At 35.8% G+C, this 24,190-nt stretch carries 22 protein-coding genes and 1 riboswitch; of the genes, 6 read left to right on the top strand and 16 right to left on the bottom strand.

Going from position 1 to position 24,190, the window contains the following annotated elements; all coding sequences use genetic code 11:
* Positions 1–98: 98 nt before the first annotated feature.
* Both LQ675_RS14025 and LQ675_RS14030 read right to left on the bottom strand, forming a co-directional pair.
* Positions 99–1,439, bottom strand: coding sequence for a sodium-dependent transporter (locus tag LQ675_RS14025; protein WP_107609134.1), 1,341 nt, complete (start codon positions 1,437–1,439; stop codon positions 99–101).
* A 177-nt stretch (positions 1,440–1,616) separates the two neighbouring features.
* On the bottom strand, positions 1,617–2,276 hold the full coding sequence (locus LQ675_RS14030) for a nitroreductase family protein (protein WP_048540236.1): 660 nt from the start codon (positions 2,274–2,276) through the stop codon (positions 1,617–1,619).
* Between the two features lie 100 nt (positions 2,277–2,376).
* Between LQ675_RS14030 and LQ675_RS14035 the strand changes: the two genes are divergently transcribed.
* Complete coding sequence (locus LQ675_RS14035) at positions 2,377–3,417, top strand: NAD(P)H-dependent flavin oxidoreductase (protein ID WP_084756607.1); 1,041 nt, start codon at positions 2,377–2,379, stop codon at positions 3,415–3,417.
* A 28-nt stretch (positions 3,418–3,445) separates the two neighbouring features.
* Here LQ675_RS14035 and LQ675_RS14040 read toward each other — a convergent pair whose 3' ends face one another.
* Positions 3,446–4,102 carry a GNAT family N-acetyltransferase gene (locus LQ675_RS14040; protein ID WP_107609133.1) on the bottom strand — a complete coding sequence of 219 codons (657 nt, stop codon included), beginning with the start codon at positions 4,100–4,102 and terminating at the stop codon, positions 3,446–3,448.
* 137 nt (positions 4,103–4,239) lie between these two features.
* Positions 4,240–5,823, bottom strand: coding sequence for a DUF2382 domain-containing protein (locus LQ675_RS14045; protein WP_239728236.1), 1,584 nt, complete (start codon positions 5,821–5,823; stop codon positions 4,240–4,242).
* Between the two features lie 255 nt (positions 5,824–6,078).
* Positions 6,079–6,181, top strand: a riboswitch (purine riboswitch).
* Between the two features lie 108 nt (positions 6,182–6,289).
* On the opposite strand from LQ675_RS14045, the gene xpt reads away from it, so the two are divergent.
* The 4 genes from xpt to guaA are packed head-to-tail and all read left to right on the top strand — an operon-like array spanning position 6,290 to position 11,203.
* Complete coding sequence (gene xpt / locus LQ675_RS14050) at positions 6,290–6,865, top strand: xanthine phosphoribosyltransferase (protein WP_037589423.1); 576 nt, start codon at positions 6,290–6,292, stop codon at positions 6,863–6,865.
* A gap of 1 nt (position 6,866) precedes the next feature.
* Positions 6,867–8,135, top strand: coding sequence for a nucleobase:cation symporter-2 family protein (locus LQ675_RS14055; RefSeq protein WP_048540250.1), 1,269 nt, complete (start codon positions 6,867–6,869; stop codon positions 8,133–8,135).
* A 34-nt stretch (positions 8,136–8,169) separates the two neighbouring features.
* A complete protein-coding gene (gene guaB, locus LQ675_RS14060; RefSeq protein ID WP_048540251.1) occupies positions 8,170–9,639 on the top strand; it encodes an IMP dehydrogenase in 1,470 nt (489 codons plus the stop codon).
* Positions 9,640–9,658: 19 nt separating this feature from the next.
* Positions 9,659–11,203 carry a glutamine-hydrolyzing GMP synthase gene (guaA, locus tag LQ675_RS14065; protein ID WP_048540252.1) on the top strand — a complete coding sequence of 515 codons (1,545 nt, stop codon included), beginning with the start codon at positions 9,659–9,661 and terminating at the stop codon, positions 11,201–11,203.
* A 67-nt stretch (positions 11,204–11,270) separates the two neighbouring features.
* Here guaA and LQ675_RS14070 read toward each other — a convergent pair whose 3' ends face one another.
* The 4 genes from LQ675_RS14070 to LQ675_RS14085 form a co-directional block, all read right to left on the bottom strand.
* Positions 11,271–12,464, bottom strand: a complete 1,194-nt coding sequence (locus LQ675_RS14070) for a site-specific integrase (RefSeq protein WP_000237798.1) — start codon at positions 12,462–12,464, stop codon at positions 11,271–11,273.
* A 26-nt stretch (positions 12,465–12,490) separates the two neighbouring features.
* Positions 12,491–12,691, bottom strand: coding sequence for a DUF3173 domain-containing protein (locus tag LQ675_RS14075; protein ID WP_000633909.1), 201 nt, complete (start codon positions 12,689–12,691; stop codon positions 12,491–12,493).
* Positions 12,692–13,186: 495 nt separating this feature from the next.
* On the bottom strand, positions 13,187–13,417 hold the full coding sequence (locus tag LQ675_RS14080) for a helix-turn-helix domain-containing protein (RefSeq protein ID WP_000845144.1): 231 nt from the start codon (positions 13,415–13,417) through the stop codon (positions 13,187–13,189).
* Positions 13,414–13,836 (bottom strand): RNA polymerase sigma factor, encoded by a 423-nt coding sequence (locus LQ675_RS14085; protein WP_000804878.1) that lies wholly within the window; start codon positions 13,834–13,836, stop codon positions 13,414–13,416. Before LQ675_RS14085 ends, LQ675_RS14080 begins: the two co-directional genes overlap by 4 nt.
* A 531-nt stretch (positions 13,837–14,367) precedes the next feature.
* On the opposite strand from LQ675_RS14085, the gene LQ675_RS14090 reads away from it, so the two are divergent.
* Positions 14,368–14,721 (top strand): helix-turn-helix transcriptional regulator, encoded by a 354-nt coding sequence (locus tag LQ675_RS14090; protein ID WP_001227349.1) that lies wholly within the window; start codon positions 14,368–14,370, stop codon positions 14,719–14,721.
* 57 nt (positions 14,722–14,778) lie between these two features.
* Here the strand turns inward: LQ675_RS14090 and LQ675_RS14095 are convergent, their stop codons facing one another.
* The 8 genes from LQ675_RS14095 to LQ675_RS14130 all read right to left on the bottom strand — a co-directional run bounded on the left by LQ675_RS14095 (position 14,779) and on the right by LQ675_RS14130 (position 24,182).
* On the bottom strand, positions 14,779–14,946 hold the full coding sequence (locus tag LQ675_RS14095) for a cysteine-rich KTR domain-containing protein (protein ID WP_001803271.1): 168 nt from the start codon (positions 14,944–14,946) through the stop codon (positions 14,779–14,781).
* A gap of 118 nt (positions 14,947–15,064) precedes the next feature.
* On the bottom strand, positions 15,065–16,984 hold the full coding sequence (gene tet(M) / locus LQ675_RS14100; protein ID WP_000691737.1) for a tetracycline resistance ribosomal protection protein Tet(M): 1,920 nt from the start codon (positions 16,982–16,984) through the stop codon (positions 15,065–15,067).
* Positions 16,985–16,999: 15 nt separating this feature from the next.
* Entirely contained in the window at positions 17,000–17,086 is an 87-nt protein-coding gene (locus LQ675_RS14105; RefSeq protein ID WP_011058339.1) for a tetracycline resistance determinant leader peptide, read from the bottom strand.
* A 274-nt stretch (positions 17,087–17,360) separates the two neighbouring features.
* On the bottom strand, positions 17,361–18,290 hold the full coding sequence (locus LQ675_RS14110) for a conjugal transfer protein (protein WP_000584387.1): 930 nt from the start codon (positions 18,288–18,290) through the stop codon (positions 17,361–17,363).
* A 16-nt stretch (positions 18,291–18,306) separates the two neighbouring features.
* A complete protein-coding gene (locus LQ675_RS14115) occupies positions 18,307–19,329 on the bottom strand; it encodes a bifunctional lytic transglycosylase/C40 family peptidase (protein WP_000768374.1) in 1,023 nt (340 codons plus the stop codon).
* Positions 19,326–21,353, bottom strand: coding sequence for a CD3337/EF1877 family mobilome membrane protein (locus tag LQ675_RS14120; protein WP_000192390.1), 2,028 nt, complete (start codon positions 21,351–21,353; stop codon positions 19,326–19,328). Before LQ675_RS14120 ends, LQ675_RS14115 begins: the two co-directional genes overlap by 4 nt.
* Positions 21,350–23,803: a conjugal transfer ATPase TcpF gene (gene tcpF / locus LQ675_RS14125; RefSeq protein WP_000941001.1), complete on the bottom strand. Its 2,454-nt coding sequence runs from the start codon at positions 23,801–23,803 to the stop codon at positions 21,350–21,352. The genes LQ675_RS14120 and tcpF overlap by 4 nt, the downstream gene beginning before the upstream one ends.
* Positions 23,787–24,182, bottom strand: a complete 396-nt coding sequence (locus LQ675_RS14130; protein WP_000723886.1) for a conjugal transfer protein — start codon at positions 24,180–24,182, stop codon at positions 23,787–23,789. Before LQ675_RS14130 ends, tcpF begins: the two co-directional genes overlap by 17 nt.
* Positions 24,183–24,190 lie beyond the last annotated feature (8 nt).

A 24,190-nucleotide genomic window follows, 5' to 3' on the forward strand; every position in this document is an offset into this window, starting at 1 on the left:
GCTGATCTTCTCAGTGCCCTTTTAGGGCTGGTCAGTAATAGAAGCTTATAGCCGCAGAACAAACCACCCGTTAAACGGGTGGTTTTGATTTGCGTTATTTAAATTAATTGCCCGATGAATACGGCGATGATGATAATTGGAAGTACAAATTTAACTAAGAAATACCATGTATTTACAAAGAGTCTTCCTTTTTTAGTATCGCTCATATTTAATTCTTTCATAATGATTTCTTTATTGAATATATGACCAACAAAGATGGTTACGCCTAATGCACCTATTGGCATTAAGATATTCGCGACTAAGTAATCCATATTATCAAAGAATGTACCGACACCGAATGTAAAGTCTTGGAGTAACCCGTTTGAAAGTGCTGATGGTATCCCGAATATAAAGACTAATATACCAATGATATATGACCATTTTTTTCTATTATCATTATTATTTTTAGTAATGTTTGAGATATTCAATTCTAATAACGAAATTGAAGATGTAATGGCTGCGAATAAAAATAATATTAAAAATAGTAAATAGAATAATTGACCGACAAACATTTGATCAAATACTTGTGGAAGGACGATAAATAATAATCCTGGTCCTTGGTTAGGTTCTAATCCAAATGCGAAAATAGCTGGGAAGATGGCTAACCCGGCTGCTATTGATACAGCTATGTTCATCCATACAATGGCATTCGCACTTTTGACGATATTTGTTTTACGATCTAAATATGAAGCGTATGTCATCATACCACATGTTCCTAATGATAATGCGAAGAACGATTGTCCTAGGGCATATAGTATACCTTCAGCACTTAAATCCGATACTTTTGGTTGTAGGAAATATTGAATTCCGTCTAAAGCGCCGTCTAAAGTGATCGATCTAATAATGACAATTACGAACGATATAAATAAAAGTGGCATCATGACTTTTGAAGCTTTCTCGATACCTTTTTCTACACCTTTACTGACAATAACTACAGTGAAAAGTATAAAAGCAAACTGACTCGCTAATGAATAAAATGGGTTAGATATATAATCATTAAAGATGTTGCCGTAATTATGTGATTGCGTTAATCCAAAGGTGTCTAAAAGTGTACGTATAATATATAAAATGATCCAACCACCGATAACACTATAGAATGAAAATAGTACAAAGACTGTTAAATTTCCAAGCCATCCTACTAAATTCCAAGATGATTTACCGGACACTTTTTTGAAGATGTTAGTAGAATATGTTCTACCATAGCGACCCAATACAAAGTCACTTAAAAGTAGTGGTAAGCCAACAAGCAATGTGAAAATAATAAATATTAATAAAAATGCGCCACCACCGTATGTTCCAGCCATGTATGGGAATTTCCATACAGCACCAATTCCTATAGCTGACCCGGCACTTGCTAGAACGAAACCGATACTGGACGACCATTGAGATAAATTTTTCATATATATACCTTCTTTTAATTGATATTCACTTTAAAGCGGTAAAGCTTTTAAGTAAAAAAATAAAACTCACAGCAATGAATTTTACACTATATTTTTGGATAATGCAATATTAAAAAATATCGGCAACATAAGTTAGTTGCCGATAGGGTATTATAATTAATAGAACGAATAAAGAACTTATTCGCCGATTGAACCGTTACTTTCATCATTCCAAGCGATGATTCTATCTACTGGTAATCTACTAGAATCATGTGGTGGTTTAACACCTTTACCAATAGCGATTAAATGAGCTGGTACATATCTAGAAGTATCAATATTTAATGCTTCTAATACAGCTGTTTTGTCAAATCCGCCGATAGGGTTTGTATCGTAACCATGATCAGTCGCAATAAGCATTAATTGCATAGAGGCTAAGTTTGCATCCATTAAACCTTGTGCATTAAAGTAACTTTCGTCAGCACTGCTAATTAAATTTGAAATTGTTTCAATAAAGTAATCTTTTGAATTTTCATCCATATAACCAAGTTCAACATTCTTCTCGTAAATATCGCTCACATATTCAGCGTGTTTTAAATCTGCAAGTACAAGAATAATTGCACTTGATGAATGTAATTGTCTTTGGTTGAACTGTACTAGATGGTCTAATTTTTGTTTTGTTTCTTCAGAATCGATGATAACAAAGCGCCATGGTTGTAAGTTGATTGATGAAGGTGCTTTAGTAGCAAGTGCTATCATTTCTTTTATTTCTTCTCTTGGAATTTTGAAGTTTGGGTCGAATTCTTTAACTGATTTTCTTTTATTAATAATTTCAGTTAATGAAAGCTTTGAGTGTGTCATTTTATTTCTCCTTTTAGTATGATGTCATTATAATGCACCAATTAACTAAAAAAATAAAATGATTAGCTTACGAAATAAATTTTTTTAGGAGGGATTGTCATTGGAATCGAAAATATTAATCACAGAACTGGATAAACCGATTTTTCTAGCGGGTATGGCTGGAGGTATTACAACACCTGATTTAGTGGCTTCGGTTTGTAATGAAGGCGGCTTTGGACAAATTGGTGCTGGATATATGACGCCTGATGCTTTAGCTAAAGATATAGACCAAATTAGACAAATGACGACTGAACCGTTCGGCGTCAATTTATTTGTGCCAGAGTATCCGGCTGTTGATCAAGAAAAAGTTGATTTTATGAATAAAATATTACATCCCATAACTGAAAAATTAAACAGCAAACAAATACAGGATGTTTCAATAGATGTGAATTTTGATGACATGTTAAACGTGATTATAGATAAACATGTTGAATATGTAAGCTTCACATTTGGTAAGCCTTCAGAAAGACTCGTTCGCAAATTACATGGTCATCATATTAATGTAATAGGGACAGCAACAGATGTAAATGAAGCTCAAGCTTTGGAATCCATAGGTATTGATGCGATAGTGATTCAAGGTAGTGAAGCGGGTGGTCATAGAGGTTCATTTGAACAATCATTGCCAGAAAATCGCCTTACAACTGAGCAATTGTTTAATCAAACGTATCCTTTGATTAACGTTCCATTAATAGTAGCGGGTGGTATCACAACACCTGAATTAGCGAAAAATTATATTCAAAAAGGTGCTAGTGCAGTTCAACTGGGTACAGCATTCTTAACGACACATGAAAGTGGTGCGCCAGAAGTGCATAAAGAGGGCATATTAAAGGCACATCCAGATGATATTATATTAACGAATACGTTTAGTGGCCGTTATGCAAATGGTATTATAAATCCATTTATACAGTATATGGAACAGTTTAAAGATGATATTTGTCCGTATCCTATTCAAAATATATTAACACAACCTTTAAGAGGGCAGTCTAAAAAGTTAAAGAATAAGGATTATATGAATTTATGGTGTGGAACAAATCCGGAAGGCGCCAAAGATGAAAGTGTCCGTGCATTAATGGATAGATATCATAAAGCAATAAAAAGCTGACTTCGATTGCGATGTCAGCTTTTCTAATTTATAAATCCATAGATTCTAATAATTTGTATACAAATTCTCGATTGTTTTCATTTCCGTGTATATATTTGTTGATGTAACAAGAACGAATACTCGGTGAGATAACGTCTTTTTGAAGCGGCAAGTATTGCTTAATATATAAATCTATTGGCGTAGGTGCTAATGATTTTTGTGGATTCGGTTGTATATAAGGGATGTCTTGTTGAACTTCATAACCATGTCTATTAAAGAAGTTCTTACGTAAAATCGCTTCTTCTTTACCACTGTTGTTTTCGTATGATTCTTCTCCAAACGATTCCAACATAATCATGTTAGCATCTCTTCCATGAACATCTTGAGCATGTTTATGAAGTTCTGTTTCAATTCTTTCCAATGTTTGTCCGCCAACACGCTGATTGCGGTATTCAGGATGCGTCATTAAATAAATAATAAAAGCTGAATTTGTTGTAGGTTCATAATGACCTGTAGATAAACTTACGACCGTGTCATCAATTAAACCAACTAAAAATATATAATGTTTCTTTATGTAATCAGATGTTAGCGAATGGATAAAGACATGGCGGTCTTCTCGCAACTCTGCCTTGAAAATATCTTCATACATTTCTAATGCTTTTTTGAATAATGGATCATCGATAGATGTGACAACTTCAAAATTCATAGTTATGAACCCCTCATAATCAATATTTTATAATATTATAACATAAGATTTTAATGGTAGTAGTATCGTATTGAGGAAATAAAAAGAGAGACCGGGACATTACACTATGTCCCAGCCTCTTAAGATATTATATTGTCTTATTTAGGATTATCATCTGTAGGGTTATTGATATCTGCTTCTTCATGTCTGACTTTTTCAGAAACATGTTCAGTATCTTGAACTTTATTTTTCTTAATGACGATTTCTTCAGATATGACATTTTCTTTTTCTACGTTTACACGTTCTTCGTGTAATGGAATGTGTACGGAATCATCATCATTTGCGTTAAAATCTTCGTCTACTTTCTCATTAACAGGTCTACGTTCGATTGTTACTTCTTCACGTTCAACAGGTACATCAAATTCTTGTTCTTCTTCAACAACATGTTTATCAACAGATGCTTCACCTGTTTCAACATTCTCTTTGTCTACATTTAGACGTTCTTCATGAAGTTGAACAGCTTCTTCATCTACATTGTTATCTTGTGTGTCGTTATTGTAGGACTGTTGAGATGCATAAACATTTGTATCTTGTTCATCTTGACTAGAAGAGAAGTTAGATTCACGTGTTGTTGTTTCATTTGATGTTGGTGGCTCAACACTTTCGTTTGGTTTATCGTAATTTAAGCTTGAACGCTCTGTTTCCACATCATCATCATGCACTCTTGAGAATGATGATTCATTTTCTCTTGTTAAATCTCGTTGATCTTTAACGTTATCTGTTTCACCATATTGAGTAGACGTATTTGTCGTTTCTCGATTATTCAAGTCTTCTAAATCTCTTTCATTATCGCTAGAGTAGACTCTTCTATCATCTTGTACTTCATCTTCTGTTTCTTGTTGTTCTCTTTGTTCGTTTGCATAACCAGCAGCGCCAAGACCTGAAGCACCAGCTAAATTAGCTGAAGTTGATGTGCCATCATGGTTGATGTTTGAATCATCTACATCATCATGGGCTACATCTTCTTCATTAATATTATTACCATATCGATTAGTATTTACATCTCTATCTGTTTCAGCTTCATTATCGAATGATGATGCTTCTGTTTTTTCTGTTTCAGCACCTTTAGTAATATCATTTTCAGATACTTCATCTTGTTGCTGATTAAATTCATCTTCTCTTTCAGCTTTATCAAAATCAGATGCTTCATCTACAGCTTCATCATGATCTTGATCAGAAGATGAATGCGCGGCAGCGGCACCAGCGCCCGCAGCACCTGCACCTAATCCGGCACCAGCAGCTGTACCTTTAGATACGCCACTTTCTTCGCTCTCATCACTAGAAAATGGTTTCGTGTTATCGTAATGCTCATTTCCTGTTTGAGAGTCTTTAGGGTGATCTGAATCATAGTTTTCAGTATCACTTATATTGTCATTATCAACATATAATAATATTTTTCCGTTATTAAGTTCTTGTTTGTATCCATCTAATTCTTCTTCTGGAACATTTAAACTAGATAGTACACGTTCTTCAGCACTTTCACCTGAGAATAGTGCAGTAATCTTGTCACTAAATGAACCTCTTGAGTTCTTCACTTTAACATCCGTGTAGTCTAAGGAGTTATCATCTAACCTGTCTTCGGAAATAACTTGTAAGTCACTTTCTCCGACGCCTTCTTCTTTTAATTGATCAATACGTTGCAGTAAATCACTTTCGCTACTAAATTTTTCTATTTTACCCATACTAAAACCTCCATAAATTTGTAATGTGTAAAAATCTTATCAACAGTGATTATTCTCTAGGTGTTTACATACTTAATAAATATTGTCTACGTAAATACAATATAATTCACAAATACCCTTGTGGAGGAGAATCAAACAAAATTCTATTAACTTTCTAATTATTTAGATTTTTCAGTCTATTTAAAACCGCTTAAAATAGCGCTAACATAAGGTTTTGCCTATTGTAAAAATACTGAAATTTTGTTATTATCAATGAATAATTTATTACTAAAAACTCATATAATCTGAAGAATATGGCTTTGGAAGTTTCTACCGTGTTGCCTTAAACGACACGACTATGAGTAAATGAATAACACTGGAATCAGACTATCCAAAATGGTGTGGTTTTATATTATTTTTTACTCATCTTACCTATTTTCTAGGATTAAGGTGTGTTTTTTTTAATCTAAATGAGGAGGCGAGTAGTGTGAGGACACTACAAGATAGGGTTAAAGAAGATGGTGTAGTCATCGATGAAAAGATTCTTAAGGTTGATTCATTTTTAAATCACCAAATTGATGCAAAGTTAATGTATGAAGTTGGTCAAGTTATTACGGAACATTTTAAAGACAAGAAAATTACGAAAGTACTTACGATTGAAGCGTCAGGTATCGCGCCTGCTATTATGGCATCCTTACATTTAGATGTGCCATGTTTATTTGCGAAAAAAGCAAAACCATCTACAATGACATCTGAATTTTATCAAACAGATATTCACTCATTTACTAAAAATACAACGAGTACAGTGGTTATTGCGAAACAATTTTTAAATGAGGATGATCATGTATTAATTATTGATGACTTTTTAGCGAATGGAGAAGCATCATTAGGATTACATCGCTTAGTTCAAGCAGCAAATGCAACAACATCTGGAATTGGAATTGTTATAGAAAAAAGTTTCCAACCGGGCAGAGAGAAGTTGGAATCTGAAGGATTAGAAGTCTTATCTCTATGCCAAGTTGCTTCATTATTAGGAAATACAGTCAAACTGGTAGGAGAATAACATGAAAAATTTCATCTTAAGTGTTCAACATTTACTTGCTATGTATGCTGGTGCCATAATGGTACCTATTATCGTCGGATCTGCTTTAAAATTCACACCTGAAGAAGTGGCTTACTTAGTCGCAATTGATATCTTTATGTGTGGTGTAGCAACATTTTTACAAGTATATAAAGGAATAGGAATTGGACTGCCGGTAGTCTTGGGATGTACATTTACTGCAGTTGCACCAATGATTCTAGTTGGTAATACACACGGAATAGGTGTGTTGTACGGTTCTATATTTCTTTCAGGGGTTATTGTAGTCTTAATTTCTCCATTTTTCTCGTATTTAGTAAAATTATTTCCACCTGTTGTTACAGGAAGTGTCGTTACAATAATCGGTATTACGTTAATGCCAGTTGCCATGAATTATTTAGCTGGTGGTCAAGGTGAAAAGCATTATGGAGATAGTAAAAATATATTCTTAGGATTATTTACATTAGTGATCATCTTATTAATACAAAGATTATCTAAAGGGTTCATTAAATCTATAGCGATATTGCTCGGTTTATTAATAGGCACAACCGTCGCTTCCTTCTATGGATTAGTGGATACATCGAATTTAAAAACTTCCAATTGGTTAGAATTACCTAGACCATTTAGATTTAGTGGTTTTGAATTTGAATTTGGTACAACAATCGTCTTTGTCATTATTGCAATCGTTAGTTTGATTGAATCAACAGGCGTGTATCATGCTTTAAGTGAAATTACGAAACAACCTATTACTAGAAAAGATTTATCAAAAGGTTATAGAGCTGAAGGAATTGCGATTATCATTGGTTCAATTTTTAATGCGTTTCCTTACACAGCTTATTCTCAAAACGTCGGGCTAGTTTCATTGTCTGGAGCTAAAAAGAATCAAATCATGTATATGATGGTTGCGTTATTAATCGTTTGTGGCTCCATACCTAAACTCGGTGCATTAGCAAGTATGATTCCATTTCCAGTTCTAGGTGGTGCGATGATTGCGATGTTTGGAATGGTTATGGCATACGGTGTGAAAATGCTTGGTGGCATAGATTTTAACAAACAAAACAATTTACTCGTTATTGCCGTATCGGTCGGAATTGGTGCAGGTATTACAGCAGTACCTCAAGCACTTGAAACATTTGGAGAAAACTATGCATGGTTAACACAAAATGGTATCGTATTAGGTACTTTCTCAGCTATTATATTAAATTTATGTTTTAATGGATTAAACAATCAACAAAACAGTGAAAATGTGAAATAATAAATATGAAAATAAATTAATGGAGGTTATATACATGTGGGAAAACAAATTTCAAAAAGAAGGCTTAACGTTCGATGATGTATTATTAGTACCAGCAAAATCAGAGGTATTACCAAGTGATGTCGACTTAAGTGTATCTCTTTCAAAAAATATTAAGTTAAATATTCCAATCATTTCAGCTGGTATGGATACTGTTACTGAAGCTAAAATGGCGATTGCTATGGCTAGACAAGGTGGCTTAGGTGTTATTCATAAGAACATGTCTATAGAAAATCAAGCAGATGAAGTACAAAAAGTTAAACGTTCTGAAAATGGCGTTATTACGAACCCATTCTTCTTAACACCTGAAGAGCAAGTGTACGCAGCAGAAGCATTGATGAGTAAATACCGTATTTCTGGTGTTCCAATCGTTAATAACGAAGAAGATATGGAACTTATCGGTATTATTACAAACCGTGACTTAAGATTTATCGAGAACTTCTCAATTAAAATTTCTGATGTTATGACTAAAGAAGATTTAGTAACAGCGCCAGTTGGTACAACGTTAGAACAAGCAGAAGAAATTTTACAAAAATATAAAATTGAAAAACTTCCATTAATTTCTGAAGAGGGTAAACTTAAAGGATTAATTACAATTAAAGATATTGAAAAAGTAATCGAATTCCCATATGCAGCAAAAGACAGTGAAGGACGTCTACTTGTTGCAGCAGCATTAGGTATCGCTAAAGATACACCAATTCGTGCTCAAAAATTAGTAGAAGCGGGAGCAGATGCACTTGTTATTGATACTGCACATGGTCACTCTAAAGGTGTCTTAGAAGTCGTTAAACATATTAGTGAATCATATCCAGAAGTTACAATTATCGCAGGTAACGTTGCAACTGGTGAAGGTACTAAAGCATTGTTTGAAGCGGGAGCAGACGTGGTTAAAGTTGGTATTGGACCAGGTTCAATCTGTACAACACGTGTCGTTGCAGGTGTAGGTGTACCTCAAATTACAGCTATTTATGATTGTGCAACGGAAGCGCGTAACTATGGTAAAGCAATTATTGCTGACGGTGGTATTAAATTCTCAGGTGATATCGCGAAAGCTTTAGCAGCAGGCGGAAATGCAGTTATGTTAGGTAGCTTACTTGCTGGTACAGAAGAAAGCCCTGGACAAACAGAAATCTTCCAAGGTCGTCAATACAAAGTTTATCGTGGTATGGGATCACTTGGTGCGATGGAACAAGGTTCTAAAGACCGTTACTTCCAAGAAGATACTGCAGCTAAGAAATTTGTACCAGAAGGCATTGAAGGTAGAATTGACTTTAAAGGCCCATTACAAGATACAATTTATCAATTAATTGGCGGTATTAAGAGCGGTATGGGTTACACAGGATCAGCTAACCTAGAACAATTAAGAGAAGAAGCTCAGTTTATTAGAATGACTGGCGCAGGCCTTAAAGAATCACATCCACATGATGTTCAAATTACTAAAGAAGCACCAAACTACTCATTTTAATTAAAGGAGAACTACAATTATGGAAATGGCTTTTGAACAAGAGTTAATTCTTGTATTGGATTTTGGCAGTCAATATAATCAATTGATTACACGTCGTATAAGAGAAATGGGCGTATACAGTGAGTTACACGACCATGAAATCTCTATCGAAGAAATTAAAAAAATGAATCCTAAAGGTATTATACTTTCAGGTGGACCAAATTCAGTATACGAAGAAGGATCATTCACAGTTGATCCTGAAATCTTTGAACTAGGTATTCCTGTTTTAGGTATTTGTTACGGTATGCAATTAATGACTAAATTATTAGGTGGTTCTGTAGAAAGAGCTAACGAACGTGAATACGGTAAAGCAACATTAAATGTTAAATCAGATGACGAGTTATTCTTCAGCTTACCTAACAGTCAAACAGTTTGGATGAGTCACAGTGACAAAGTAATCGATATTCCTGAGAACTTTGAAATCATTGCAGACAGCCCAAGTTGTCAAAATGCAGCAATTGAAGATAAATCAAGAAAATTATACGGTGTACAATTCCATCCAGAAGTAAGACATACTGAATACGGAAATGACTTATTAAGAAACTTCATTCGTCGTGTTTGTGAATGTACAGGAAACTGGACAATGGAAAACTTTGTTGAAATCGAAGTAGAAAAAATTAGAGAACAAGTTGGCGATCGTAAAGTATTATGTGCGATGAGTGGTGGCGTTGATTCATCAGTTGTAGCAGTATTACTTCATAAAGCAATTGGCGATCAATTAACTTGTATCTTCGTAGACCATGGCTTGCTTAGAAAAGGTGAAGGCGACATGGTAATGGAGAACTTTGGTGAAGGATTCAATATGAACATCATTAGAGTAGATGCCAAAGAACGTTTCATGAATAAATTAGCTGGCGTTTCAGATCCTGAGAAAAAACGTAAAATTATCGGTAATGAATTTGTATATGTATTTGATGACGAAGCATCAAAATTAGAAGGTGTAGATTTCCTTGCACAAGGTACGCTATATACAGATATTATTGAGTCAGGTACAAAGACTGCACAAACGATTAAATCACACCATAACGTAGGTGGATTACCAGAAGACATGCAGTTCCAATTAATCGAACCAATTAATACACTATTTAAAGACGAAGTACGAGCACTAGGAATCGAATTAGGCATACCAGAACATTTAGTATGGCGCCAACCATTCCCAGGCCCAGGTTTAGGAATTCGTGTATTAGGTGAAATTACTGAAGAAAAATTAGAAATCGTAAGAGAATCAGACGCAATTCTAAGAGAAGTCGTGCGTGAAGAAGGTCTAGAAAGAGACATTTGGCAATACTTCACAGTGTTACCAGATATCCGTTCAGTAGGTGTTATGGGAGACTACCGTACATATGACTACACAGTCGGCGTACGTGCAGTAACATCAATAGACGGCATGACAAGTGACTTCGCAAGAATTGACTGGGAAGTCTTACAAAAAGTATCAAGCCGTATCGTAAACGAAGTAGACCACGTAAATAGAGTTGTCTATGACATTACATCTAAGCCCCCAAGCACAATCGAGTGGGAGTAGTTGTAGGAGAGCCAGAAATCCTTGTTTATCAAGGGTTTCTGGCTCTTCTTATTTTTTTACTGCACTTTTATTGCACTTTTTTCATTTCTTTGTTTCGCAAGTAGTCTACAGTAAATTGATTCTTTGGTGAAGTATCATAATTTTGTTTTGCTTCTTTAAAGGAAATGGCTCCATTTAATTTGTTAGCTACCTCAAAATTACTGTTAGGATAAAGATGTCCATACGTTCCTAAAGTCGTCTCAATATCTTCATGTCCTAAACGGTCTTTAATGATGAGTGGGTTTTCTCCCATACTGATTAACAAGGAAGCATGCGAATGCCGTAAACCATGAATTCTGATTCGATGAATACTAGCCAGCTTAGCATAGCGTTCAATAGCATGTGCTAGCGTATGTTTTTGGGTAGGAATACCGTTATAGCTCATTACAAAGTCTGTCTGAATTAGATTTTGTTGTGCTTTCTTCCATTCGGATAGATAATTTAGAGTACATTCATCTAATACAATATGACGAACACTCGCCTTTGTTTTTGGTTCAACAAATCTATAATCCGATTGATTCTTGTAATAAAGTGTTTTGTTGATGGTTAGTACTCCAGAGTCAAAATCAATATCTTCCCATTGAATGGCAGTAGCTTCACCAATTCGCATTCCAGTCATAAATAAAAACCACAGAGAGATAAATAAAAAGTGTTGATAGTAATCTTCTTTATAAATTAGAGAGATTACTTTTTCAAATTCTTCTTTTGTCCAAAATTCAATTTTAGACTTTTGCTTTTTCACATTGCCAATAATCTTAGATGGATTTGTGGTGGTTATCCCAAGGACAATTGCTCGATCCATAGCAACTGAAAATAGTCCTTGAACAGCTCTCACATAAGAAGACTTACATTTCTTTGATAATTTTAGTTGCCAATTTTGCACATCAATAGGCTCAATATCGGAAACAGCCATTTTATCAAAATAAGAGAAATGTTTCTTAATAGTTGGTAAGCGATTTTCATATGTTCTGAGCTTTACCTGTGTCTTATACCATGGAAGAAAAATTTCAAAGATATAATGATTAAACGTCATTTTATCCTTATTCTCACTTAATTCTTCTGGTTTCATCAGTAGTAGTTTTGAATATTCTTCTCTTGCTTCTTTTTTAGTAGTGAATCCACTACGATATTTTTGAATTTTTTTTCCTTTAGAATCATAACCTAGATTTGCACGAAAATAATAGGTTCCATTCTTTGCTTTTTTTATTGGGTCTTTAACCATAGTTTTTACTCCTTACTGTGCAAAAACTACTCAGACCTGTTTTCATTTGAAAACCGAATTCCTAGAATTTCTTCAACAGCTTCACGAGGGACTCTATCTAACTTTCGAGATTGATAGTAGGTATGCCCTTTTGTAATCATCAATTCTTTTGCTTTTTTTATGATGTCTGCTGAAAAAGAAGTTCCATATCCTAGCTCAACTAAATCTTTTTTTGTGACCGTTATCATTATTACTCCTTTCCCATTATAGGCTAGGAAAACTCCAATATTCACCTATAATTATATCAAATATTTTTATGATAATACATTGACAAGAGAAGAATATCCCAGCAATCGAACAGCTCTAGCAAAGCTCACGGGCATTTCACCCCTGCATGATTTTCATGTAGCCGTACCCATTGTCTGCGACGCTACTAACGCTCGGACTGTGGCTATACGGGAGTATCATTATCACGATAAGAAAGTCATGGCAACAATCCTGCTAAAGATTGTTTACGAAGTTTTAACATGAATCGCTCGCTATCTTCATAGATCATGGCGTGTTAGTTCGTTGGCTCTTTTCTTATCGAAACGTATTCGATTGGCTTTATTCAATTGTCAAAGAACGTTTGGCTTGTTAGCCTATCAAAACATACTGAACATACAGTAGGCTTTGATGGAATAACAAACCTCCCAAATCGGGAAGCGTGGAACGGTTCAACACGCTTCCACGAAAAAATGAGATTATTTAATTTCGAACGCTAAAATCTTGGTGATGAGTTTTGTTTCCATTCTGCCACGTAGGGTTTCATCAATAACCATATGAGAATTGCCATATTCGTCTGTCATGCGACGCAAAGAACGTTTTGAGGTATACCCTCGATAATGTTTAACAATCTGATTAATTGCTTCCACGTCGCCATCTGTCGCCTTTACAATGAGGGGGAAGGGAACCCTTGGATAGGCTGTTTTCATTCTTTACACTCCTTCATGAATTCTTTAATCATGGCTAGTCCACTTATTCGATGACGATAAACTGTTGAACGATTTACATTTAGTAATTCTGCAATTTCCACATCACTCATATCCATAAAATAATGAAGTAAAATGATGTTCCGCTTGTTCTCTGGAAGGTGGCGTAAGGCTTCGCTTAACAAATCACTTTCAACATTGATTCTTAATCCATACAATGTGAATAGTTGAAAATCAGTGACATACGTATCAACCGTAGAAAAAGAGGTGACAAGGTAGTTATCTATTTCAGAAAATGAAACTTCTTTTTTGGACAGTCTGCTTAGATGTTTGAAATAATCTTTCCGTTCATCTTCAATGGCTTGTTTGCAGATATAGTCAAACTGATTTTCTATGGTTTCTTGAAAAGAAGATGGTTTCATGTTTTTCACCCCCTTTCTGTCGTGAAAGGGAGTGGCATGTACTTCTTTATCTCCCTTCATACTAAGTCCCGACACGAAAGGGGGATTTGTTGCATAAGTGAAGAAAAATCTTAAAAGATATTCACGAAGTAGCCAAAAAAACACATAAACAGATTGTTTTCTCTGTTCATGTGCTTCAATTGTTCTGTCTATACGATTTGTAAAACCACATTGATGGTCATATTTATCTAGTGTAGGTGGGTAAGTTTTTTTGATAAGAACCTAATTAAGAGAATTAGATAGTGACGTATCTTTTTCATGGCGACTGTGACCTCCATTCAGTCGCCAATTTTATCTACTTTTTAGCAGCATAACTAAATTTTATATAGTTGTATGGGTAAATAAAATCAGCGACCTTTCTATTTGAGATTGGATTTATCACATTCATAAGCATAATAGCGCTCTTAAAAGAACTCACAAACTACATAACACGTTTTTCTATACCTGTTTCCACTTGGATAGGAACAGTAAAATGTATAGAGGTGGTTTATTATGCGTAAAAAAGAAGATAAATACGATTTTAGAGCCGTTGGTCTAGCGATTAAAGAGGCTCGAATAAAACGTGGTCTCACCCGTGAACAAGTAGGAACAATCATTGAAATTGACCCACGTTATTTAACAAATATAGAAAATAAAGGGCAACACCCAAGTACACAGGTGCTTTATGATCTTGTATCATTACTCCATGTGTCTATTGATGAATTTTTCTTACCTACAGATAATTTGATAAAAAGCACTCGAAGGCTACAGATAGAAAAATACATGGATAGCTTTACAGACAAAGAACTATCCTTAATGGAAGCACTAGCAAAAGGTATCAATGAAGCAAGAAATATTGAAGGCTAGTCAGTAAAATTCAGATAAACAAAAAGAGCCGATAAGATGAGAGTTTCATTTCTCAAATTATCGGCTCTGCGTCTTGGCGTCTGGCTCTTTGATTGTTATTATATTCATTTTTTGAACATTAATTAAAGTTTCGTTCTTACATTTGGGGCAGTATAAAGGGAAATTTTTAAGTATAGTATCCACTCGTATTCGTAGTCTTGTTTTATTTCCACAAATAGGACACAATATCCACTTGTAGTTTATAATAACAATCTCCTCCTTTCCACTTTAATTCAAATCTATATTAAAGAATATTTCATCTTATTTAATAAGAAACCATATTTATATAACAACATAAAACGCACTAAGTTATTTTATTGAACATATATCTTACTTTATCTATCCGACTATTTAGACGACGGGTCTGGCAAACAGGTTCGCCAGTGGTAACCTGATATCCTTTTAGCTCTGCTAAACAAACACTAAGCCCATTTGTAAAAAAAGTTAAATCATTGCGATAATCTTGAATACATCGAGCAGGAATTTCTCCAATAATAATGACCTCATTATTTTTCAGTTGAGTATTTACGATATTTGCACAATATTTGGGAGCATCGTTATATGCCCGTGAAAGATATTCCTGTGGTGCATAAACTTTAAAACTAAGATATGGCTCTAACAATTCTGTTCCAGCTTTTCTAAAGGCTTGCTCCAGTACAATAGGAGTAAGCATCCGAAAATCTGCTGGAGTACTAACAGGGCTATAGTATAAACCGTACTTAAAACAGATTTTACAATCCGTCACATTCCAACCATATAATCCTTGTTCGCAACCATAGCGTATCCCTTCCATAACTGCATTTTGAAATGATTGATTTAAGTATCCAAGAGAAACCGAGCTCTCATACTGCATTCCACTTCCCAACGGAAGCGGTGATACAGATAAACCAATGGAAGCCCAGAAAGGATTTGGCGGCACTTCGATGTGAATGGTATATTCTGCATTTTTTAACGGTCTCTCCATATAAATGACTGTAGGCTCTTTTAGTTCTATCTCCACATGATACTTTTCTTGCAACAGTGCACTAATCACTTCCATTTGTACTTTCCCTAAGAAAGAAAGTATAATTTCATGTGTCGTAGAATCCACGTAATATCGTAGAAGCGGATCACTATCTGAGATTTCCAAAAGGGCATCAAGCAACATTTCTCTCTGTTCAGGTTTACTCGGTTCAACAGTTGTTTGTAGTAGAGGGTGCGGATTTTCAATCTTTTTTCTCTGTGGCAATAGTTTTGTATCTCCAAGAACACTATTTAACTTCAAAAACTCATTTTGCAAAATAACAATTTCTCCAGAATAAGCTCTATCAATCTTACATAATTCACCATTTATTGAAGTATACATTTCTGTAACTTTTATTTTTTCTTTTTCTGATACTCTAACCGAATCTCGTAAATGTAGTACTCCACTATAAAGGCGTATATATGCAAGACGTTGTCTTTTTTTTGTATATTCAATTTTGAAAACATTTCCGCAAAGTTCAGACGGACCTCGATGTGTTGATGAATAAAATTTATTAGTAATAACTTCTATAAGGTTATCAATCCCTATATTACTTTTTGCACTTCCATGATAAAGAGGGAACAGAGAACAATTCTGAAATCTTATGCTTTCCTCTTGTTCGAGTTCCAATGCTTCTAATGATTTACCGGACATATATTTCTCTAAAAGGTCATCGTTTCCCTCTATTACCGTATCCCATTGTTCAGATTCGGTAAAGTTCGTCACACACATATTAGGATACAGTTCTACCTTCTGTTTGATTACAATTTCGGCAGAAAGTTTCTCTTTAATATCCTGATAAACCGTTGATAAATCAATTCCATTTTGGTCAATCTTATTGATAAAAAAGATTGTGGGAATCCCCATTTTCCTAAGTGCATGAAATAATATACGAGTTTGTGCTTGTACGCCATCTTTTGCAGAAATCAGTAGAATTGCCCCATCTAAAACTGATAATGAACGATATACTTCTGCTAAGAAATCCATATGTCCTGGCGTGTCTATGATGTTCACCTTCGTATTTTCCCACTGAAAAGAGGTTATTCCTGTCTGAATTGTAATTCCTCTCTGACGTTCTAAAAGCGTATTATCCGTCCTCGTTGTACCTTTGTCCACGCTTCCTAATTCTGTAATCGCTCCACTGTTATATAATAAGCTTTCTGTTAAGGTAGTTTTTCCTGCATCAACATGAGCTAAAACTCCAATATTAATAATTTTCATGTGATTTTCCTCCATTCAAAAACCCAAAAGGGCATAAAAATCCCAGTGATAAATACTTTTATCACTGGGATTTTTATGCATAACCATAGGTATACAAAGCATACAGATATTCTCTGGATACTTTAGAATCACATGATAAAGGTATTCTTAAACTGGGTACAAAAAACTAAGCCCTCCTAAAAAAGGACATCTAATTATTTGTTCCCGCTATCAAATTGACAGTTTATTTAAGAATACCTTGCCGCATATTTATTAACTCCTTTTAAATAGTCACTTAAATAATAGCACGTAAGAGCATATTTGTAAAGGAATCTCCAATTTTTTATCAAAAAGAGTACATGATTACAAAGTATCTGTAATCATGTACCAATATTTGTTATTTTACAATCTTCCAATTATCTTGTTTTTCTAATATCAACTCAAATTGCGAGATTTGGGTTGCCTTTGTTTCTTGATCTAAATATTTCACAGCGACATTCACGATTACTTGGTTATCTTTTCTGGTAAAGATAGGATTCACCAATTCCTCGAAAACATATTCCTTGTTAATCATAGGTAACACATGATTACTTACATAGTAAGTCAATTCTTTTTCTGTGGCGGTAGGATAGAGCTGGAAGAACGTTTCTAAAAAGCTAGTGATTTCGTCCATCGTTTCTGTATCTACTGTATGGTCACTTTCTAGCTGTTTGGGTTGGTAGTCCGATTTTTGAGGTTTCTTACTCATTGTCGGATTTTTGATAATAACCATATTATCTGATTCATCTATATGGACAACCACATGAAAGCTAGACGATATAGTTTCCTTGTCTTTGTCTTCGGTAATAACTTGTTCAACAGAAAACAGTACCTCAAAGGTGTTCTCATTCACTTGAGAAACCTGCCACACCTGTATATCGTTCACACTAGAACTAGTAGGAATATCCTTACGAATCATTTCTTCATTTAATACCTGCAATTCTTCCGTCAAATAATGGGTCAATTTTTCATTTCGTTTATCAATGGCTTCTTGGGATTGTTGCCACGAAAAGTAGTCTTTCGCAAAGGATTTCACAAAACTTTCTACTTGGTTGGTATCGACAATCTGCTGTTTAATGATTTCTGTTTCACGGACAGTATGAGTGTCAATGGCAGTAAAATTTTTATAGATTCCAAATCCGACACTACCAATCAATAAAACCCATAAAACAAAGGTTAATTTCTTATGCGTGCCAACTTTAATCATCGGAACTTTTCTTTGCTTGCTCGGTTTTTTAGATTTCTTTGGTTTCTCCTTCTTTTCTTTTCGCTCGATTTTTATAATCATTTGATTCATTCCTTTCTTAGTTATGAATAACACGTCTAGCCCCAATCAGATGGTCTTGCCAATAACGACTGCTTAAGTCGCCATAACCGATTGGGTCGCCTGCATGATAAAAGCGATTTCCCTCTAAATATATCGCCACATGAGTCACATATGTGCCTGCATTATAGGTTGAATGAAAGAAGATAAGGTCGCCTGCTTGGGCTTCTTCCATAGAGATTTCTTGCGTAGCGTCATACTGATCTTGGGCGACACGAGGGAGAGAAATGCCAGCTTTGTCATACACCCATTGTATTAAGCCACTACAATCAAAAGAGGTGGTAGGCGACGCCCCTCCAAAGACATAGGGAAACCCTTCGTATTTCAAGGCTTCGTCCATAATGACTTGCACGGTTTCATCATCAAATTCTGTTGGGGAAGTGTCGGTTAGGTATTGTGAAACCAACTGAACATAAAACTGATTTCCATAGTTATATCGCCAACCACCATTCACAGGTATGGCTATGGGATTGGGATAGTCTGCTTTTTGACCACCCGACTTCTCTTTAGAAAACTGTTCGGCTAATTCATAGGTATATTTTTTCCCATGACTCCTCACATAATTTAAAAAGCCACCGCCATAATTATAAGATTGGATAACAGAATCTATATCCACTCCTTGTTGTTCTGCACTGGTTAATAATTCACTGAAATATTTAACCCCTTGTTTGATGGACTCTTCGGTACTCAAACTGTTGGGCGGTAAACCCAAAGATTCGGAACTTTGCATAACATCTTCTGCTGTACCGCCCGATTCCACTTGCATAATGGCTAAGATATAAGAAACATAGTCTTCAATCCCATATTCCTTACCATATTTTTCAATCAACGGACGGTGTGCCAACACTTCTGGTGAAACGGTCACACCGCCTTGTGAAATAGAAGAATCCTTGTTGTTTTCGCCACTGTCCGTATCATCTGCAAAGAAAATGACTAGGAATAATAAGAGAAAAAAGAAGAGAGAGAAGACCACACTACAAATCACTGTTATTTTTAGCTTCATGTTTGTTGTCCTCGCTTATCCGTTCTTTTATTTAGCTTCCTCTGATTGAATTGCTTCGGTGGTGTCTTTTGTTTTTGCTCTTTTTTCAATGGTCGCTGATGATTTTCACGTTTAGTGTTTTGTGACAAAACAGGCGTGACGGTTTGCTGACGCTTGCGAACATGCTGCTGGTTATTCTGAACAGGAGATGATGGGTTTTCTTTTCGTCTTTTTTCTTTTGCTTTATCCAGCTCCAAACGCTTTTGAGCAATGTTCTTTCGTTTTTGCTCCTGCTGGTTCATACGCTGTTGTTTGCGTTGAGCTTTGGTATCTGCCATAGATTGTTTAAAGTCTGTTACATTATGAGTGACATTCTCTTTTCCTTGATGAAGGGCATATTTGACATGGGTTGGTGTCGCCTGTATCTGTTGTTTAGCCTGCTTTCTTTTATTGACTAGACGATTTTTCGTGTCCAATACATGGGCTGTCTTTTCACCTAATCGTTGCCCGATACCGCCTTGTTGCTTTTTCACATTGGAAAGTGCTGTTTCTTTCTTTGGTGTAGTCCGTTCATTTTGACGAGTATGGTTAGCTTTATTGGTTTGATTCTGCTTTGTTGTCATTGTCTTTTGCTTCGTTGACCCTGCTTTTCCACGAAAAATCTTACTCATACTGCGTTGAAATCTTCTGGTTTGTCGATTCATCATTTGACGAGGTCTGCGAAACACTTGTCTGCCCATGTTTTGAGAGTCGTTGCTTTGTAAAGAGAATAGGCTCATTAAATCGCCCAGTTTAAAATAAATCCCTGCAAAGGTCACAATTTGTAAAAACATAATCATGAAAAAGGGAGAACTTGCTGACAGCGAATAAAGCATAGTGGAAATACTAAAGGCAACGGTAATAATCAAGGTAATACCAGCCCTTGTCATAATCACATTAAATAACTTGGTAATGGCATGCCTGCCCATGCCATCAAAACTCGGCAACATACTTAATAGGAAACTGATTGGCAAAAACATAGCGAAAATAATAAATAGCACTTGCGAAAAAATCATGATTCCTGTTAGAAGGAAAACAAAAATCGAGATACCAATATTGAATACAAACAAAAAGAAGACCGTTCCTAATCGGGAAATGGTCTTCGGGAGTGTTAAATAGGTATTGTCATGATCTTCAATTTCTTCAATCACTACATTTTCTCTATCTTCACCATTGTTTGTATCTGGACTGGTAGCCAATAACTTTTCCACACGGTCTTCACCTAAGGTTTCTATATCGGTTGAGCCATATTGAAGTAATAACCACGGTTGCTTGACTTGAACAGAAAATAGGCTATCACGTATCATATCCACACTGTCTTTGCCTTGACTATCCGTATCGGGAAGGACAATCTTTGTCCCAATATCTAAACTGGCAGTGCTCACATCTTTGGAAAAATCATTGATTTTCGCAATATAATCGGGAGCATACGCAATAAAGGAAGCTGATAGAATAAACACCACCACAAAATTTAACACAGCTCGTATAGCTTTGGTCGTTTCTCGTTTCACCAGTCCTGTATAGGCAACGTAGATTCCAACAATCAGAATAAAAAGAAGAAGGAAGCCGACATAAAAACCCGAACTGGAAAAGCCATTCGGTGTAATCCCTGCAATGGTCTGCATGTTCTCACCAATCGCTTGAGACGTTTGACTAATGAAATCCAAGGCGTAGGCTTCTTTGACCAAATAGCCTGTGGCGTTGGAAAGATAAAGAGAAATCGTCCAAATGAAATTGGTAATGGCATACAGTCCATACATCACTGATTGCCCTATGCCGTCACTCCAATTCCACGGCAGCCAGCCCCAGCTATTGTCCACATAATAATCAAGCTGATAATGATTTAAACCATACTTGGAATACTCGTTGCTTGTATCAATGGTTTCATCAACTAAGCCTGTTGCTTGTACTGCATTGCCCAGCGTGCCTAATAAAAGTAAAATAACGCCCACACAAAGGAGCGTTATCCAACTATAGTGAAGAAATTTCTTTTGTTTTTGTGTCATTTTTCCCCCTCATTTCGCACAGGCGGTCTGGTATCAAAGGCATGAAGCAACTCTTCAAAAATCGGGTGAAACTGCATAACCCCTACACGACCATAGATGTCTGAAACTAAACATTGTCCATTTTCTAATTCACGTAAGCGTTTCTGATTGTTTTCATCTTCCTTGTCCACGCCAAAAAATTCTAAGGTCTTTTTGATTTCCACTAGGTCAGTGGAACGAAAGGCGAATTTCAAGCCAATATTATTCTTCATCTTTTCATCTAGTAAATCGTCGGCGTTTTGAGTAACGAAATAGACCCCTGCATTCATGGCACGCCCTGCCCGAACTAAACGCATAGATAGAGCTTTTCCTTGTGCCACTTGTAAAAAACTCCAAGCTTCATCAAGGTCAACAATTTTAAAAATGGAACGGTCAGAGTGGATAAAGTCTAAAGCAAAGGTACTAATGACAATCAGCATTGCCACACTTAATAATTCCATGGTGGTGTATTCTTCAAAAGAGCTATTGGAATCGGGTAAGACCAAATCTGCCACTTGAATAATATTGAGTTGTTTTTCCAAGCTAATGGATTGGGTGACATTGCCATCACTGAATAACAGATGGGCAAAATCATAATCGACAAAGCTTTCGATATGGTCAGCAATACTATTGCTGATGGGTGTATCTTCTTTTCGCAATTCATCAATCACCAATAACAACCCTCGTTGTTCGCTTTGAGTGACACTCCGAATCGCTTTACGCAGGACAGGAAACTTCTCGCTATCTCGGCTGGAAATGCCTGTTAAGAACGTGAGAATATCAATGGCTAGGCTTTCTGAATCTTTCGGGAGTTTTAAGATCACATAAGGGTCAAGTAACCCTTTATTGTCGTTCTCACTCGTGAGATTAACGATATTGATTTCATGGGCAATATCAGGTAAGGTTTCTTTCCATTTGCCACGTTCAGCTTTTGGGTCTACAATGATTGCCTGTCCGCCAAAGAGTACCGAATAATAGACCAGCATATTGTTAGAGAATGATTTTCCGCCACCTAATGAACCAATAAAAGCAGACGCTAACGCATTCGTCACAGAGCCTTTAATTCCTTGACTTGCAAGGCTGGGTTGGAGATAAATATTTCTGCCTGTATCGAGATTGTAACCGACGTAAATACCAGAATTTTCACCAAGCATTTGTGTAGCTCCGAAACCAAGACCAGCCAAAAAATCCGACGTGACATATTGAATATAGTCATTGATATATCGCTTGCTTGAGGGAATAAATTCATTATGCAAGCCTAGCATATCGCCAAAAGGTCGTACTAATTTGATAGACAAATCATCATAAAAATCTTTTACTTCATCACAACGTTGTTTCAACTCGTCCAGATTTTTTGCCGATACCCGTACCACATAGCTTAGTTTGTACATGGATTCTTTGGTTTGGTCTAGGTTGGTTTCTAATTCGTCGACAGATTCTAAAGCGTCCACCACATTGGTACTGGTTTCATTGTCGCTTTCCCATGCGTGACTATCCAAGTCTTTCAATTCTTTCTTTTTGTTGCGAACGGTAGACAGAGCTTTTTTATTAGCAACAATTTCAACATTCATGCTGGTATCAATCGGGAAAGTGAACTGTTGTTGCTGGTAATAAAAAATCTCACTATTGGGGAAATCCAATTCGCCGACGATACTGTTAATCGTAAAATACGCCACATAAGTGGTAGTATCTTCCTGTTCCATCCGTAAGTAGCGTTGCTTTTCTTCGATTAAACAGCGAGTGGGTTTAATAATATCGTATTTCTTTACCAACACTTTTTTATCTTCATATCGTTTGGGTAAATGGTAGTCGTAGTCATCAAAAGGAATCCCTGTTTGACCGTAAAGGTGGGCAATGATATACCCAAAATCATCTTTCCCCAATGGGCGAATGTGAAAGCGTCTGGATAATTTACTTTCTAATAACTGTTCCATTTTAGAAAAGCGTTCGATTTCTGACATAGGCATAGAAACAAAATCGCCCATCAACTTGTGATTCACGCCATGAAAGAATTCCGCAAATGCTTTTTGAATGTCTTTGCCAATATTTTTGACCGATACTTCCTGTTCATTCAGCAAGAGTTTAAAACCAATAAAAAAGCGATAGTCCACTTGATTGTCACCAATCATAGAAACTAACGCTTCGGTCTGTTCATCTATTTTTTCGTAAGCTATCTCTTTTAATCGTCCAGTGATTTCTTTTTTCGATTGTTCCTGTGTCGCTCGAATACTTGATTCGGTTGCTAGTTGCAGGGCATGAATCTTACCATCACGATTTTGGGCAATCAATTGACGGAAATTATCATGAACTTGAACTTTTTCATCGGAACTTAAAAAACTGTAATTATAGGGAATTAATTCATAATAAGCAAATACTTCGCCATCATGATTAAATACGAGATTATCTTCGATATATTTAATGGGGTGTGCCATTTAATTGTTCACTCCTTACAATCGTGATTGATTCATTCATTTTTTCTTTATTTAATCGTATTTGTTTGCCAGCATAGGTTATTTTAGGGCGTAGAGCATAGGTAATAATAGATTTTAAAAATCCATAGGGTTTCTTCCCGTCAAAGGTTTTTTGACACATGAACCAAGTGAGGACAACGGGAATCCCTAAGTATTTGAGTAGTGCTCCGTCAATCAAGGAAAGTGGTGGTAAACTGCCAAAGATTATAACGACAAACAAAGAAACGATAAACCATGTCATTTGTGTAAAGGTTATGGGAAAAGGGAGTTGTAAATCATTAATTGCATAAATCACTTTTTCTACTGACCAAATACTGGTGTAACTTCTTATTTTTTTCATGTCTTCAC

Source organism: Mammaliicoccus sp. D-M19, assembly GCF_022386695.1.
Taxonomy (GTDB): Bacteria; Bacillota; Bacilli; order Staphylococcales; family Staphylococcaceae; genus Mammaliicoccus; species Mammaliicoccus sciuri.

Coding starts and splice junctions, on each gene's coding strand:
- LQ675_RS14025 (WP_107609134.1), bottom strand. CDS start 1,439: ATGAAAAATTTATCTCAATGGTCGTCCAGTATCGGTTTCGTTCTAGCA.
- LQ675_RS14030 (WP_048540236.1), bottom strand. CDS start 2,276: ATGACACACTCAAAGCTTTCATTAACTGAAATTATTAATAAAAGAAAA.
- LQ675_RS14040 (WP_107609133.1), bottom strand. CDS start 4,102: ATGAATTTTGAAGTTGTCACATCTATCGATGATCCATTATTCAAAAAA.
- LQ675_RS14045 (WP_239728236.1), bottom strand. CDS start 5,823: ATGGGTAAAATAGAAAAATTTAGTAGCGAAAGTGATTTACTGCAACGT.
- LQ675_RS14055 (WP_048540250.1), top strand. CDS start 6,867: ATGAAAAATTTCATCTTAAGTGTTCAACATTTACTTGCTATGTATGCT.
- guaB (WP_048540251.1), top strand. CDS start 8,170: ATGTGGGAAAACAAATTTCAAAAAGAAGGCTTAACGTTCGATGATGTA.
- guaA (WP_048540252.1), top strand. CDS start 9,659: ATGGAAATGGCTTTTGAACAAGAGTTAATTCTTGTATTGGATTTTGGC.
- LQ675_RS14070 (WP_000237798.1), bottom strand. CDS start 12,464: ATGGTTAAAGACCCAATAAAAAAAGCAAAGAATGGAACCTATTATTTT.
- LQ675_RS14075 (WP_000633909.1), bottom strand. CDS start 12,691: ATGATAACGGTCACAAAAAAAGATTTAGTTGAGCTAGGATATGGAACT.
- LQ675_RS14080 (WP_000845144.1), bottom strand. CDS start 13,417: ATGAAAACAGCCTATCCAAGGGTTCCCTTCCCCCTCATTGTAAAGGCG.
- LQ675_RS14085 (WP_000804878.1), bottom strand. CDS start 13,836: ATGAAACCATCTTCTTTTCAAGAAACCATAGAAAATCAGTTTGACTAT.
- LQ675_RS14090 (WP_001227349.1), top strand. CDS start 14,368: ATGCGTAAAAAAGAAGATAAATACGATTTTAGAGCCGTTGGTCTAGCG.
- LQ675_RS14105 (WP_011058339.1), bottom strand. CDS start 17,086: ATGCTTTGTATACCTATGGTTATGCATAAAAATCCCAGTGATAAAAGT.
- LQ675_RS14110 (WP_000584387.1), bottom strand. CDS start 18,290: ATGATTATAAAAATCGAGCGAAAAGAAAAGAAGGAGAAACCAAAGAAA.
- LQ675_RS14115 (WP_000768374.1), bottom strand. CDS start 19,329: ATGAAGCTAAAAATAACAGTGATTTGTAGTGTGGTCTTCTCTCTCTTC.
- LQ675_RS14120 (WP_000192390.1), bottom strand. CDS start 21,353: ATGACACAAAAACAAAAGAAATTTCTTCACTATAGTTGGATAACGCTC.
- tcpF (WP_000941001.1), bottom strand. CDS start 23,803: ATGGCACACCCCATTAAATATATCGAAGATAATCTCGTATTTAATCAT.
- LQ675_RS14130 (WP_000723886.1), bottom strand. CDS start 24,182: ATGAAAAAAATAAGAAGTTACACCAGTATTTGGTCAGTAGAAAAAGTG.